Origin of the sequence: Mucilaginibacter sp. (genome assembly GCF_036383575.1) — a bacterium.
In the GTDB taxonomy this organism is placed as follows: domain Bacteria; phylum Bacteroidota; class Bacteroidia; order Sphingobacteriales; family Sphingobacteriaceae; genus Mucilaginibacter.
Genome location: NZ_DASVOB010000072.1, coordinates 1 through 14,771, shown reverse-complemented (window position 1 = coordinate 14,771; position 14,771 = coordinate 1). Strand labels below are relative to the sequence as shown.

The following is a 14,771-nucleotide window of genomic DNA, read 5'->3' as shown; positions in this document are numbered from 1 at the left end:
TATCTCAAATTAGTTGCTTAGATCATAGAAATCGAGGAGCGGCATGGGCAAAAGCACTTGGGGCGAGGCGGCAATCCCGTAGCTATACAGGGCGGACATGCATTGGCTACGAGATTGCCGCGCTACGCTCGCAATGACATGCTTTTTTATGCCGTTGTTGGTGTTGTCACCAACAACTATTGGATGGATTAACCGAGATTGTTAATTGGATGGTGTAGAGTTGTTGGTGACAACACCAACAACATGTTTTTTGAATCGAAATTTAGGTGTTCAGTTTTTTAAAAACGGGTGTTCAGCTTTTAAAATTGCAAAAATACAAGTAACTGATTGTCAGCAGACATGTGTTCATTTTATTTGAATGGGCAATAAACTACAAAATTAAATTGCTGATTATCAATTAGGTTTGTTATGGAAAAAACTGCAAGTGTTCACACTTTAAAAAGTTGAACACCTGTTATATAGATAGGAAGTTGTTAGTGGCAACACCAACAACTATGAAATATTTAAGCTAAACAGCTTTATCCACTCACCCGTCATTGCGAGGAACGAAGCAATCGCGAACTGCACAGAGGCACTTGAATAGCTACTCTGCAAGTCGGAGATTGCTTCGTTCCTCGCAATGACGCTTTCGTCTTATATATACTCTTACAACTTACCTATTTAAAAAATATATTTCATAGAAGTGTATTTTTTGTATTTTACACGGTCATTCATCCTATAAAACACACTATGAGTTACCAGGTAGACCTGACCAATTGCGACAGAGAACCCATCCACATTCCGGGAAAGATCCAATCGCACGGTTTCTTGATCGCTGTAAACAGCCAATCATACAATATTTCCTATATCAGCCAAAATATTGAAAGCTATACTGGTGTTAATGCAGTGGGGCTGTTGGGAAAAAACATTACTGAACTTGAAGAACAATTAGCCATAGCAAGTGATACCGCATCATTGCAGCAACTGTTAAACCTCGCTAAGGGCTCAAAAAGCTCGGATACCATCAATCCACTGGCTATTGATGTAAAGGGCGTTAATTATAACCTCATTATCAGTCACTCGGTAAATGACCTGGTACTGGAGTTTGAACCAACCGAATCAGACCTGGGCTATGATATTCAAAAAACTATAGGTCGTTCAGTAGCCGAAATTTTAAGCGGTAAAAACTTAAATATCCTGTTGCAAAATGCAGCCTTCGAGATAAAGAAGATCATCAACTACGATAGGGTGATGATTTATAAATTTAATGAGGACGGACACGGCGAGGTAACTGCCGAAGTAAAGAATGATGACCTTGAACCTTTTTTAGGTTTACATTATCCCGCATCCGATATCCCGAAACAGGCCCGTGAACTTTACAAGATCAACCTTACCCGTATAATAGCCGATGTAAACTCTGAAAGCTCGGCTATTATTACCTACGAGGAAGATGCTGCTCCGCTCGATCTTACCCATTCTGTGTTACGGGCGGTGTCGCCAATCCACATCCAGTATTTAAAAAACATGGGCGTCGGGTCGAGCTTTAGTATCTCACTCATTGCTCATGGAGAGCTTTGGGGACTTATCGCCTGCCATAATTACTCGCCAAGATTTATCGATTATAAATCACGCGATGCCTCTAAGCTGATCGGACAGATCCTGTCGTCGGCATTGGAGTACCGCCAGGACGAAGAGGATTCGGCAAAGCTTCATGAACTGGGCGAAGCCGCCAATACCATAGCCGATTATATTAAAAAAGATACCGATTTCACTTTTGCATTAACCCGCAATAAAGTAACACTGAAGGATGTTACTACAGCTACGGGCGTAGCGTTAATATATGATGGTGAAATAACCACCATTGGCCAAACACCTGCCAACGAGCAAATTGCCGATATTGCTGAGTGGCTTAAAGTAAACATGGTTGATACTGTTTACAGTACCCATCGTTTCCCGGGGATATTTCCGGCAGCACAACAATATGCTGATGTTGCGAGCGGCATTTTGGCCTGCAGTCTATCGCGGGAGCTTGGCGAAATGATCATTTGGTTTAAGCCCGAGCAGGTGCAATCCATTACCTGGGCAGGTAATCCCGAAAAACCGGTTGAAGAAACTGCGGACGGCCTATTGCAGCTATCGCCCCGTAAGTCATTTGAAAGCTGGACACAGATTGTTAAAAACACATCCGAAAAGTGGAAGCATGATGAGATCACCGCGGTTTTAAGAGTGCGTGAGGATATTATTTACGCCATCAACCGCAAAGCCAACGAGATCAGGATCCTGAACGAACGTCTGCAACTGGCCTATGACGAGTTGGACACTTTCAGCTATACCATATCGCATGACCTGCGTACCCCGCTATCATCCATAAAAAATTATTCAGAGCTGCTGTTGGCAAGCAATAAAAGCCTGGACGACAGCGCAAAAAAAATGCTCGACAGGATCATCAAGGGCACCGATAAAATGCACATGCTTATTAAGGAGATCCTGCATTATTCGCGTGTGGGCCGGGCCGAGATTGAGATGGCCCCAATTGATATGGGGATCTTGTTAAATGAGATTAAAAGGGAGGTATTATCGGCCCTTAATCCCGAAAATATTGAGTTTACCATTGGCGAAACACCCTCAATTGAGGGCGATAATGTAATGATAACCCAGGTTTTCACCAACCTGATCAATAATGCTGTGAAATATTCGTCAAAGTCAACGCCATCTAAAGTAAAGGTTGAAGGTGTGGTCAGGACCAATGAAATTGTTTATTCGATATCTGACAACGGTGTTGGTATTGATGTTAATTATTATAACCGTGTGTTTGAATTATTTAAACGCATGGATAACGCACTTGAATTTGAAGGTACCGGCGTTGGCCTTGCCATAGTAAAGCGTATTATTGAAAAACACAAGGCGCGTATTTGGTTCGAGAGCAAGTTAGGATTTGGCACAGTTTTTTATATATCTTTTAAAATTAGTTAATTGTGAGTTCGCCAGATATATTTTATGTTGAAGATGACGAGGATTTTGCATTCATAATGCAACATGCCGTTCAGGAAGTGAAAGACGGACTTACCGTAAAGATCATTGATAATGGGAAAGATGCTCTTGAGCAATTAAAGCAGCTTACCGAAGCCAGGGTAAAACCGAAGCTGATATTGCTTGATCTTAACTTACCGGGGCTTTCGGGCCTCGACCTGGTAAAACGCATCCGTGAAATTCCATTTTTGAAATATACTCCTGTGGTATTCTTTTCAACGTCGGATAATCCGAAAGACGTTAAGGCGTCACTTGAATTTGGCGCTAATGCCTATTTAACCAAGCCTGCCGGTTATTTAAACCTGGTAAACTGCGTTGAATCACTTTATAATTTTTGGTTCACTAAAAATCTGAATGTCAATTAAAACGCTGAAAAAAATATTGGTCATCGAGGATGATGCGGATATAGCCGATATTATGGGTATCGCCCTGTGCGATAAATATGAGGTTGAAGTAAAACGCGACGGCTACGAGGTTGTGGCACAAATTGAAAGCTTCGGCCCCGATCTGATCCTGCTCGATAACTATATTGGTCAGCGGCAGGCCCAGGAAATCATCAAAGAGATCCATGAGGTTAATGACCACAGAACTATACCGTTTGTATTATTTTCAGGCCACGAAAACATTGTGCAGCTTGCTAAAAAGCTTAACGCTACATCTTACCTGGCAAAACCCTTCGCACTCGATGAGCTTTATAAGTGCATTGACGGTATCTTGGCCGCCTAAAAACACGCATACTATATGCTTCACGAAAAAATAAAACAAGCTACAGCACATTTACATGATCAGCTTGAGCAAAAAATGTTTGTAGGGCAAATTATGGATGGCTCACTTACTTTTGAGCAGTATCAAACTATATTAAACGTTAACTACGTTACCCACTTCGCTGTAGAAGATTTTTTATTTTTCGGCCTTAGTGATGAGCTGCGTCAAAAATTGGATATTGAGAGCAGGATAAAATTACCAGCGTTGCTACGCGACTTTGAGGAGATCAATTCGGCAGTGGGGACCTCGCCAAAAACCACTCCTGGTTTTATTGACCTAAGCAGTGACGCCTCAATTCTCGGCGCAATATATGTGCTGGAAGGCGCAACACTCGGTGGTAATGTAATAGCAAAACGACTGAAAACTAACGAGCAGTTATTGCCTTACAATTTGAACTACCATTATTACCAGGTTTATGGCGATCAGCTTGGTTTAAAGTGGAAACAATTTTTAGAAGTGCTCAACGCGATACCCGAGGCTGAGCATGAGGCCGCAATAAAAAATGCTGTAAGCCTGTTTGAACACATGGCAAATACTAAAACAGTAACTACTACGGTAACGCTTGTACCGCCTGAGATATAATAGATTCCTCACAATGACGCTTATGAACAAAGAAAGGCGATGCTTTTTTTAGCATCGCTTTTTTTGTTGGGATAGAATCTTAATCCAGCGCGTCCGCTGTGTCCTTCTCCCCTATTTGTTGTCTCCACATGGCGTAGTATAAACCTTTTTGGGCAATCAGATCGGCGTGTTTGCCACCTTCAATAATGCGGCCTTTTTCCAGTACATAAATACTGTCGGCGTGCATAATGGTTGATAAACGGTGAGCGATCAGGATGGTAATATGATTTTCCTTTTCGGATACATTACGGATGGTTTCAGTGATCTCTTCCTCGGTAATGGAATCAAGCGATGAGGTAGCTTCGTCAAATACCAAAATATCCGGCCGGCGCAATAAAGCACGGGCTATAGAAAGACGTTGTTTTTCACCGCCTGATACTTTCACGCCGCCTTCACCAATTACAGTACTTAAACCTTTATCGGCACGGGCCAGCAAGGTTTGGCAGGCCGCACGCTGCAATACATCCATACACTCTTCGTCGGTAGCGCCAGGACGCACAAATTGCAGGTTTTCTCGAATGGTGCCTGAGAACAATTGTGTGTCTTGTGTTACAAAACCAATTTTTTCGCGCAGCTGATCGAGATCAATTTCCTTACTTAATGTACCATTGTACAAAATATCACCCTGCAATGGCTGATACAAGCCCACCAGTAATTTTACCAAAGTGGTTTTACCCGAGCCCGACGGACCAACAAACGCGATCGTCTCTCCCGAATTAGTTTCAAAACTGATATGATTGAGCGCGTTACGGTTTGCGGTTAAGTGTTTAAAGCTAACGTCATTAAACGTCAGGGTGTTTACCTTTTCGAGCAATACCGGCTTTTCGGGCTTTTTATCAATGGGAATGCTCAAAATGCCTTTAAAGTTCCCCAGAGAAACTTCAGCCTCACGCCAGGATTGAATGACAGTGCCCAACTCCTGCAGCGGGTTAAACAGGAAGAATGAGTAAAATAAAAATTTTAAATAATCTCCCGGTGTAAGCGTGCCTTTAAAAATAAGCACCAGCAGTATTACTACCATGATGCTCCGTACCAGGTTTACCGTAGTGCCCTGTACAAAGCTCATGCTCCGTACATATTTTACTTTTTTAAGTTCAAGGTCGAGGATCTTATAGGTTGTATTATTGAGCCTTTCAATTTCCTGCTTGGCCAAGCCAAGGCTTTTAACCAGTTCAATGTTCCTTAATGATTCGGTGGTTGAACCAGCAAGGGCCGTAGTTTGCGATACGATATTTCTTTGTATTGTTTTTATCCGTTTACTGAGGGCCATGCTTACAAAAGTTATAATAGGTATAGCTCCAAAATAAACAAGCGTCACTTTATAACTTACGGTTGATGAATAAACGATAACAAAAACCATCCCCACCAAACTCACAAATAATACCCCGATAAACGATGTGATGAATTTTTCACAATCAATACGTACTTTTTGCAGTATACCCAGGGTTTCGCCACTCCGCTGATCTTCAAATACCTGGTACGGCAATTCGAGCGAATGACGCAGACCATCTGCATACATTTCGGCACCAACTTTTTGGGTAATGATATTGGTAAAATAATCCTGAAAGTTTTTTGCAATGCGCGATACCATCGCTGCACCTATGGCAAGGCCAATCATACATAAAGAACCATAAAAGCGGTATTCAAAAGTATGAAACAGGTGATCTTTCGGCACGATGTAGGTATCCATGATATGACCCGTTATAAGCGGATCGAGCAGTGAAAAACCAATATTAAAAGCGGCCAGCACCAGGGCCAACACCACCACCAAGCGGTGCTTTTTTAAGTAAGAAATTAATACATTCATGTTTCAACAGCAAACATAAAAAAAGGGAATGGCTAAGTAGCTCATTCCCTTTTAATTTGACATAAGGTTAATATTAAACCGTCATGATATCTTTTTCTTTAGCTTCTGAAAGCTGATCAACTTTAGCGATGTTAGCGTCAGTAAGTTTTTGAACTTCAGCTTCACCTACTTTTATTTCATCTTCAGAAACACCTTCTGATTTTAATTTTTTGATCTTTTCGTTGGCATCTTTACGGATGTTACGGATAGCAATTTTACCATTTTCGGCTTCGCCTTTGGCTTTTTTAACCAGGTCGCGGCGACGTTCTTCGGTAAGCGGCGGTACGTTGATACGGATAATGATACCGTCGTTTTGTGGGTTAAGTCCTAAATTTGCTTCCTTGATGGCTTTTTCAATTGCGCCCAGTAATGATTTTTCCCATGGCTGAACAACGATAGTACGGGCATCAGGAGTATTTACACTACCGATCTGGCTAAGCGGCGTAGGTGTACCGTAGTAATCAACCTTTACATCATCCAATAATGATGGGCTTGCTTTGCCTGCACGTATTTTATTCAGTTCGCTGTCCGCATGCTCAATGGCCCTATCCATATTGGCCTTTGCATCGTTTACTTGTTTTTTAATGAGTTCGCTCATCGGTTTTTAAATTTTCAACAAAAGTAACAAAATCTATCATTTTACAGCTTGGGTATTTAGGTACAATTCAAAAGCATTTAACAATAAATAACATTATTTAACATTTATATATTATTAAAGGATAAGTATATTAGTATAAAATATTATCGCCATGAAAAAAACCTTATTTTTTATTATGCTGATAGCCTGCGTAGGTCAGCTTAAAGCGCAAACACTTAATAAAGCCCCGAATAACAATAATGCTGTCGATAAACTTTTTAACCTTAAGCCATTAAAGGCAGATACCAACCTGTCAAAGTTAATTCCTGTACTTCCGCAAAACGGCTTCTTAAACAATAATGGCACACAGTTAAATACTAAGGATCTCATTGCAGCTGATGATTTTTACAGCCGTATGCCAATAGTTAAAACGTATCCACGCGATAATATGCCTATTGCTAAAACAGACGAACCAGGGGTGAAATATCATATGCTGATTAAAAGGATAGATATTGTTAATCCGGATACTGTTGGAGTAAAAAAGGATAAGGTCACTCCGTGAAAGTGCTCTTGTCCACATTCAACTTATAAAACCATATTCCTGATAAAATAAGAAGAGGATACGCTAAGTAAGGAATAAAGCTCCTTTTGTTTAAAAGCGATAGCGAGTGGAACAATAAGAAAAATAAGAGTATAAAAAATACTATACCAATCACAGATAACGTTGGCTTCACCAGGTTTCTATTCAAGATAAGCTTATTAAGCACGCTTGTTATTAAATAAAACAGTATAAAGCAGGGGGCAGACAACAACAATCCGAAAAATATCATATAAAACATATATGACATTAATTGCAACATTGACCAAAGGGGCGCAGAAAAAAAGTTGATCTCAACGCCTGACGGTAACTGTGCTATAAATACAATAACAGGAGCAATTAATATAGAGGAAAACCAAATCCTTAAACAATAAGACCTTACAGGTTTCATATATAGTTCATTGACGATACATTAATTGCGGCGTCACAAGTCAGCCCAGCACTATCCTGCCCACAAGACTTACGCCAGTCGAGGCTCCTATTACAACGATAGTTATAAATACCTTAAGACTGTGAACAAGCTCCTTTTTCATTATGAACCAGATTTTTAAAAATCTTTATTCAAAACTTTTTCCAGTTCCGCGAAGCTAATATTCATTTTAACCCGGCCCTGTTTGGCATAGGAGATCTCACCGGTTTCTTCGGATACAATGATAGCCGTAGCCTCGTTAGCCTCCGTTACGCCAATACCGGCCCTATGGCGCAGACCAAACTGTGCCGGCAGGTCCGTTTTTTCGGTAAGCGGCAAAATGCAACTGGCCGATTTTATTTTATTTTCTGAGATCACCACAGCACCATCATGCAGCGGACTGGTTTTCTGAAAGATACTTTCAAGCAAACGTTTGGATATTTTAGCATCCACAACCTCGCAGCTGTTTTGGTAAAACTGCTCGTCATAATATTTGGCAAATACGATGAGTGCCCCGGTACGGGTTTGCTTCAGGCTTTTGCAGGCATCGATAATTGGCTTAATGCGGGCATAGTTGTTTTTCTCAACCTCCGATTTTCCAAAGAAATACTGCCACCAGGCTTTATTACGTTGCAATGAGGCGTTTTTACCTACCAGCAACAAAAATCGCCGTACCTCCTGCTGAAAAACCACGATAATAGCAATGATCCCCACATCAACAAATTTACCCAGTATAATGGTAAGCAACTTCATATCCAAAGCCTTCACCACGAAATTAAGGGCAAAGATCACTGCGAAACCGATGAAGATATTAGCTGCGATAGTTCCCCGGATGAGGTTATACAACTGGTAAATGATCAATGCCACCAGCAATACATCAAGGATAGAGAAGAAACCTATTTTGGGGAAAAGAGATTGTATGGACTGCATTTACGAAGTTAATAAGTTTACCCGAACATAAACGCCGGAAGGATGGTAAATATGATATGCTGATCGGTTACAACGGTCATTTTACATTCCTGTGCTATTATTTCAGGAAATGTATGGCCCTCCCGGTACACCCCAGCCCCATTCCGGCATAGGCGTATCCGGACTTTCTGTAGTACTATCTGTTTGGGAATTTAACACAGCTATCCGTGTGCCCCACTCAAGGTAAGCCATAAAGGCCGAACGAAATTCAGGGTCGTCAGGTAGCGATAGCTCGTCGGCAGTTTGCAGCAACAGTTCAATCCAGCGTTTGCGGTGCGCTTCGGTTAAATGCTTTTGCAAATGCTTATTGATCATAGCATAATGGCTGCCTTCAGTTTCGCTGTAAGTTTTGGGGCCGCCAAAAACTTCGCTCACAAAATGAGCAACATGCATCCGGTGCTGGGGCGACATGTGTTTAAATACAGGTTCCAGCAATTCATCAGCTAAAACCTTATCATAAAATTTATTGAAAAGCTGTTCAAAAGCAGGTGTACCTCCCGCCCATTCAAACAGTGTGGGGATTGTAGCTGTCATAATTGTAAAATCCGGTTACGATAAAGATAAGCAGCGCATCTTTAAAAACCAGTAAATTATGAACTACTCTAAAATCGGACTTATTTGTTGCGTTCGGTAGTAAACCTAACCAACTGCTCCAATCCCCGGTGCGAATCACTGTCGGGAAAAGTATTCAGGATCTCGAAAGCTTCATCCTGGTATTTTTTCATCTGGGTTTCGGCATATTGCAGGCCTCCGGTATCCTTTACAAACTTGATGATCTCAGCTATCTTTTTAGGATCTTCGTTATGGTTTTTCACCAGGTTGATCACCCGCTTTTTTTCGGAGCTGCTGCAATTGGCCAGCGCATAGATAAGCGGCAGGGTAACTTTTTTCTCCTTGATATCAATACCTAATGGCTTGCCCACATCATCGGTCCCGAAGTCAAACATATCATCCTTGATCTGGAACGCGATGCCAATCTTCTCGCCAAAGAGCCGCATTTTTTCAACCACTTCGTCGCTTGCCCCTGCCGATGCAGCACCGCAGGCACAGCATGACGCTATAAGCGAAGCAGTTTTCTGCCTGATCACATCATAATACACAGGCTCGCCAATATCCATGCGGCGCACCTTTTCAATCTGCATCAGTTCGCCTTCACTCATTTGTTTAACGGCGTCTGATACTATGCGAAGCAACTGGAAGTCATTATTATCGATAGAAAGCAGCAAGCCTTTTGAAAGCAGGTAGTCACCCACCAAAACGGCTATCTTATTTTTCCACAAAGCATTGATAGAGAAAAAGCCACGCCGCTGATAGGAGTTATCAACCACATCGTCATGCACAAGCGATGCCGTATGCAAAAGCTCAACCAATGCGGCCCCGCGGTGCGTAGCTTCATTGATGCCCCCGCAAATGCTGGCCGAAAAGAACACGAACATAGGGCGGATCTGCTTGCCTTTACGCTTTACAATGTAATGTGTGATACGGTCAAGTAGCGGAACAGAACTTTTCATCGAAGTTCTGAATTTCTCCTCAAACGCATCAATATCAGCAGCAATAGGTTTTTTAATGTCGTTGATGCTCAGCATTGCAACCAAAACAGTATTTTATGTTAACCACCGCCATGTGACAGTGCGGAGCAAACATAAGCTAAAATTATGTATCTGCATTATAGCCCAATATTTTTTACTTAAATTAAACCAAGGGGCACAATTATCGTCATACCTATGTGAGTGCAATTTTTATAAGTAGAGTTAAGTTTTTGTGAAAGCGGAGCCTGTTAAAACAGGCTTCGCTTTTTTATTGATAGTAAGGCCAAATATTTTACCTTTGCACTCCACATTTATACGGAGAGGTGTCTGAGTGGTCGAAAGAGCACGCCTGGAAAGTGTGTATACTCCAAAAGGGTATCGAGGGTTCGAATCCCTCCCTCTCCGCCAGAAGAAATTCAGTAGTACCCAACTTTACTGTAAAAATTAAAAAACCTTGCTGCAATAAAGTAGCGAGGTTTTTTGTTTTTCTGTATTCCAAAGCCCGCTGACGGTTTCTACACTTTAATTATAGCCACAAACGAGAGTTAGTATACAACTATCCAGTATTTGTATTAACAACAGCCCGCTCATCCGCCAGACATTTGTGCTATCAATTTGAAATAGCAAAAAAATGAAAAAAGTAATCTTAATTACCGGTGCAAGTTCAGGGATGGGTAAGGAAACAGCTAAGAAACTCATCCAGGAAGGCCATACTGTTTATACAGTTGCACGAAGAATTGACCAAATGCAGGATTTAAAGGCCCTGGGTGGTTATCCAATGCAAATGGATGTAACAAATGAAAGTGACATCCAATGCGTAATTAACACCATTATCAAAGAAGAGGGCAAAATCGACGTACTTTGGAACAACGCAGGCTATGGCCTGTATGGTTCGGTAGAAGATGTGCCGTTAGCTGAGGCAAGAAAACAGATGGAGGTAAATGTTTTTGGAATAGCCGCGGTATCGCAAATAGTAGTCCCTTACATGCGTAAAGCACAATCAGGATTAATCATCAACACTTCTTCAATGGGTGGTAAAATGTACTTCCCAATGGGTGCATGGTACCATTCAAGCAAACATGCGGTGGAAGGTTTGAGTGACTGTATGCGATTGGAATTAAAGCAATTCAATATCAAGGTGGTGATATTAGAGCCCGGCTTTGTCGCCACCGAGTTTGGTTCTGTTTTGATTGACAATTTCTCAAAAATTTCAAAGCAAAGTGCCTACACAGGCATGATGGATAAAATCATTGAGGGCACAAAAAAAGCCGCACAAGGAAACGGTTCCTCAAAGCCTTCGGTAATCGCTGATGCTGTAAATAAAATAGTAGACAGTAAAAATCCGAAAACACGATACAGAGTCGGAAAGTTTGCCAAACCTATGGTTTGGATGAGAACCTATTTAGGAGACAGGCTATTTGACAGAATCGTTATGAGCCAAATGTAACAGCATCAAAAACAAATTAAATAACATTAAAGAACAAGTAAATGAAAATCTTAAAAATAGCTATTGTATTAATAATAGCTTTTACAACTACCGTTAAAGCACAAACTGCCGAAAATGCTATAGCGGGCACGTGGGAATCTGATAAAAAAGATGTACGGTTAGAGTTCTTCAAATCGGGCAACGAATACCAGGCAAAATTGTTATGGGGTAATAAAATTGTGGAAAGTGACGGCAAAACCTCAAAAAAAGATGCCAAAAACCCAGATGAAAAATTACGCTCAAGAAACATCATCGGGATTGTAAGTGTGACCGGCTTAAAATGGGATGGAGAAGAATTTACAGGCGGTAAAATCTATAATCCTCCGTCGGGGGATACTTACAGATGCAAGGTCTGGATCAAAGACGGTAAACTAAACCTGCGCGGGTACATGGGTGTATCTGTGTTTGGTCAAACCGCTACATTTCATCCATACAATCAGTAACAGTGTATTAACATTATCCTTTTGACTATGAGTTTCTTCAATAGCACATCTGCATGGATCAAGGGTGAAATTTTTGAAGGCGTCCTGATCTTGGTGTTCGGTGCCTCCATTATTTTTCTTGGGCTTATGTTCTGGAAATTTGGTGGAACACCAAATGCAAGGGCTCTCATCTTTCCCTTAATTATCGTCGGTTTTGTGTATTCTGCATTAGGCGGCTCAATGTATGTTTCAAATCAAACCAGGTTGCCGGTTTTTCAGCAAAAGTTTAGTCAGAACCAATCTGAGTTTATTCAGTCCGAAAAAAAACGTGTAGAAGCCTTTCAATACATGTATACCATTTCAAAGGTGGTGGCAACAGTTTGTTTTTCGCTTACACTACTTATATTCTGGCTCTCAAAAAGCGCGTTATGGCAAGGCTGGAGTATTGGCCTTGCGTTATTTGCCATTTCAGGTTTGGTAGTTGATTATTTCTCCAAGGAAAGGGCTGAGATCTATTACAAAGTAATATTAGAGGTATTGAAATAGCAGGTAATAAGAACTATTTTTTAAATTTAGATAGATGAATACTGTTACACATATTGAAACTATTTCAGAGATGCATAAAATGCTTCCGGATGCTAAGGTAAAGCATCCCTTGGTTGCGGTTGTGGACTTCTCCAAATATGAAGAGCAATTCTATTCAGGAATGAAATTGACCTTAGGCTTTTATTCTGTAATGTTCAAGAATTTTTGCATCAACCAAATGAAATACGGGCAGCAATCCTATGACTTTCATGAGGGCAGTTTAATTTGTATTGCTCCACGGCAGGTCATAGCATTGGATGAGCCTTTGCAAAAAAAAGTGGATATTTCAGGATGGGGGGTATTCTTTCACCCGGATTTGATCAGGGGTACATCATTAGGCAAATCAATAAAGGATTATTCCTTTTTCTCTTATGAAACCAACGAAGCGCTTCATCTTTCAGAAAAAGAAAAGACCGTGTTGTTTGACATTGTGCAGAAGATAGATGCCGAATTATTTGAAAATATTGATAAGCACAGCCAAACATTAATTGTTTCCAATATTGAATTATTGCTTAATTACTGTACACGGTATTACGACCGTCAATTTATAACCAGAAAGCATGTAAATAAGGATATACTGTCAAAGGTAGAGAATGAGTTGCAGGAATATATACAATCACCCCTACTTAGCAAAAAAGGCTTGCCAACAGTAAAACTCCTGGCAGATAAGATGCATTTATCCGCTAACTATCTCAGTGATCTGCTTAAAAGAGAAACAGGAATGAATGCACAAGACCGCATTCACTATTATTTGATTGAAGAAGCAAAAAATCTTTTACTGAGCTCCAACAAATCCGTCAGTGAATTAGCTTACTCACTCGGTTTTGAATATCCGCAATATTTCTCCCGGCTGTTTAAACAGCGGGTAGGGCAGACACCGAATGAGTATCGTTCTTTGAATTGATCACCTATAATAAACCAATTAACTAATTCAGAACGGATAAATACCAACTTGAACCGTATTGGGCTCGAACAACTAAAGTTCGACTCTGAGTTAATCGTTTATTTATACTTCTTATCCTCCAAAATTGCCTTCAAGCAAATGCTCATCAACGCTTAAGTGCCTCTATCATACCTGCGGCATTCTTATTTTGAGGATCAGTTTCCAGCGCTTTTTTATAGTTTAGTAATGCCTGTTCCTTGTCGTTTTTGCTTTGAAACGCTTGCCCTATAAGTTCATAGGCATAAGATACGTCTCCCGGCCTCGCTGGCAACTCGGCAGCCAGGCGATAGATCCGGATGGCATCGTCATAGTGTGCACGGCGGCCTACATATTTTCCGGTACTAATGAGATCAGCTATTTCAAAGCTAAAATCATACTTGTCCTGGTGATGTGCTTTCAGTTCATGATAGTAAGCCAAACCGCTGTCGGCGCTGGCCAGCATCTTCTCCCTGATCTCCAGGTAAAAAGATTTCTTAGGCACGGTTACCGGTTTGTTTTGCAGAACATTCATCAGTGCGGTTTTAAGTGGGAGCACTTTCATCTGCTGGTTATTTGTCATCATCACAATGGTGATGCTATCGGGCAGCCAGCTGTAAATAGTAGCCTCATAGTTGCTGTTGGAGCCCTGATGCTGATGCCAGATGAGTTTGCCATTCTCAAAACCGGTTGAACCCAGACTGCTTTCTCCGCCCGGAAAATTAACTGCCAGTTCGGCTAAAGATTTCTCTGACAAAATCCTGTAATGCTCCAGCGCTTGTGTCCATTTGTACAAATCGTCTATAGGCAAACGCACCCAACCGCTCATCACCTGGCCGTAAGGTGTATTTTGTCCGTTGTTGTCAAAAGCCTGCGCCATCCCCGGTGAACCTACGGGGTAATCTACCACTGTATGGCTCATACCCGCCGGTTCAAAAATGTTTTTTGCCAGGAATTGGGCATAGCTATTTTTGCTAACCTTTTCAATAATGCGCATTTGCAGGTAAACATTGGCGTGATTGTAGATGTAGCCGGT

Annotated in this window: 15 protein-coding genes and 1 tRNA gene; 10 read left to right on the top strand and 6 right to left on the bottom strand. The window is 41.2% G+C overall.

Features of this window, described 5'->3' with window-relative positions:
- The first annotated feature begins 729 nt into the window (after positions 1-729).
- From VF500_RS02540 to VF500_RS02525, 4 genes are read left to right on the top strand one after another with little or no spacing between them, the layout of a single operon-like run.
- Positions 730-2,952: an ATP-binding protein gene (locus tag VF500_RS02540; protein WP_330858173.1), complete on the top strand. Its 2,223-nt coding sequence runs from the start codon at positions 730-732 to the stop codon at positions 2,950-2,952.
- A gap of 2 nt (positions 2,953-2,954) precedes the next feature.
- Positions 2,955-3,374, top strand: coding sequence for a response regulator (locus VF500_RS02535; RefSeq protein WP_121223818.1), 420 nt, complete (start codon positions 2,955-2,957; stop codon positions 3,372-3,374).
- Positions 3,364-3,735: a response regulator gene (locus tag VF500_RS02530; protein ID WP_330858172.1), complete on the top strand. Its 372-nt coding sequence runs from the start codon at positions 3,364-3,366 to the stop codon at positions 3,733-3,735. Before VF500_RS02535 ends, VF500_RS02530 begins: the two co-directional genes overlap by 11 nt.
- 15 nt (positions 3,736-3,750) lie before the next feature.
- Positions 3,751-4,356 (top strand): biliverdin-producing heme oxygenase, encoded by a 606-nt coding sequence (locus VF500_RS02525; RefSeq protein ID WP_330858171.1) that lies wholly within the window; start codon positions 3,751-3,753, stop codon positions 4,354-4,356.
- A 79-nt stretch (positions 4,357-4,435) separates the two neighbouring features.
- Here the strand turns inward: VF500_RS02525 and VF500_RS02520 are convergent, their stop codons facing one another.
- Positions 4,436-6,202: an ABC transporter ATP-binding protein gene (locus tag VF500_RS02520; RefSeq protein ID WP_330858170.1), complete on the bottom strand. Its 1,767-nt coding sequence runs from the start codon at positions 6,200-6,202 to the stop codon at positions 4,436-4,438.
- Between the two features lie 73 nt (positions 6,203-6,275).
- Positions 6,276-6,839, bottom strand: coding sequence for a ribosome recycling factor (gene frr / locus VF500_RS02515; RefSeq protein WP_330858169.1), 564 nt, complete (start codon positions 6,837-6,839; stop codon positions 6,276-6,278).
- Between the two features lie 151 nt (positions 6,840-6,990).
- On the opposite strand from frr, the gene VF500_RS02510 reads away from it, so the two are divergent.
- Positions 6,991-7,380 carry a hypothetical protein gene (locus VF500_RS02510; protein WP_330858168.1) on the top strand — a complete coding sequence of 130 codons (390 nt, stop codon included), beginning with the start codon at positions 6,991-6,993 and terminating at the stop codon, positions 7,378-7,380.
- Between the two features lie 583 nt (positions 7,381-7,963).
- Here VF500_RS02510 and cdaA read toward each other — a convergent pair.
- The 3 genes from cdaA to VF500_RS02495 all read right to left on the bottom strand — a co-directional run bounded on the left by cdaA (position 7,964) and on the right by VF500_RS02495 (position 10,380).
- Positions 7,964-8,755, bottom strand: coding sequence for a diadenylate cyclase CdaA (gene cdaA / locus VF500_RS02505; RefSeq protein WP_330858167.1), 792 nt, complete (start codon positions 8,753-8,755; stop codon positions 7,964-7,966).
- Positions 8,756-8,857: 102 nt separating this feature from the next.
- Positions 8,858-9,328, bottom strand: a complete 471-nt coding sequence (locus VF500_RS02500; RefSeq protein WP_330858166.1) for a group II truncated hemoglobin — start codon at positions 9,326-9,328, stop codon at positions 8,858-8,860.
- Positions 9,329-9,408: 80 nt separating this feature from the next.
- On the bottom strand, positions 9,409-10,380 hold the full coding sequence (locus VF500_RS02495; RefSeq protein ID WP_330858165.1) for a polyprenyl synthetase family protein: 972 nt from the start codon (positions 10,378-10,380) through the stop codon (positions 9,409-9,411).
- A gap of 260 nt (positions 10,381-10,640) precedes the next feature.
- On the opposite strand from VF500_RS02495, the gene VF500_RS02490 reads away from it, so the two are divergent.
- From VF500_RS02490 to VF500_RS02470, 5 genes are all read left to right on the top strand, one after another.
- Positions 10,641-10,731: transfer RNA gene (locus VF500_RS02490), tRNA-Ser, on the top strand.
- 223 nt (positions 10,732-10,954) lie between these two features.
- Positions 10,955-11,770, top strand: coding sequence for an oxidoreductase (locus VF500_RS02485; RefSeq protein ID WP_330858164.1), 816 nt, complete (start codon positions 10,955-10,957; stop codon positions 11,768-11,770).
- Positions 11,771-11,811: 41 nt separating this feature from the next.
- Positions 11,812-12,252, top strand: coding sequence for a DUF2147 domain-containing protein (locus VF500_RS02480; protein WP_330858163.1), 441 nt, complete (start codon positions 11,812-11,814; stop codon positions 12,250-12,252).
- Positions 12,253-12,279: 27 nt separating this feature from the next.
- Positions 12,280-12,777, top strand: coding sequence for a hypothetical protein (locus VF500_RS02475; RefSeq protein ID WP_330858162.1), 498 nt, complete (start codon positions 12,280-12,282; stop codon positions 12,775-12,777).
- Positions 12,778-12,811: 34 nt separating this feature from the next.
- Positions 12,812-13,720 (top strand): helix-turn-helix transcriptional regulator, encoded by a 909-nt coding sequence (locus VF500_RS02470; protein ID WP_330858161.1) that lies wholly within the window; start codon positions 12,812-12,814, stop codon positions 13,718-13,720.
- A 145-nt stretch (positions 13,721-13,865) separates the two neighbouring features.
- Here the strand turns inward: VF500_RS02470 and VF500_RS02465 are convergent.
- Positions 13,866-14,771 (bottom strand): serine hydrolase (locus VF500_RS02465; RefSeq protein WP_330858160.1); only part of this gene is annotated, 906 nt, incomplete at its 5' end.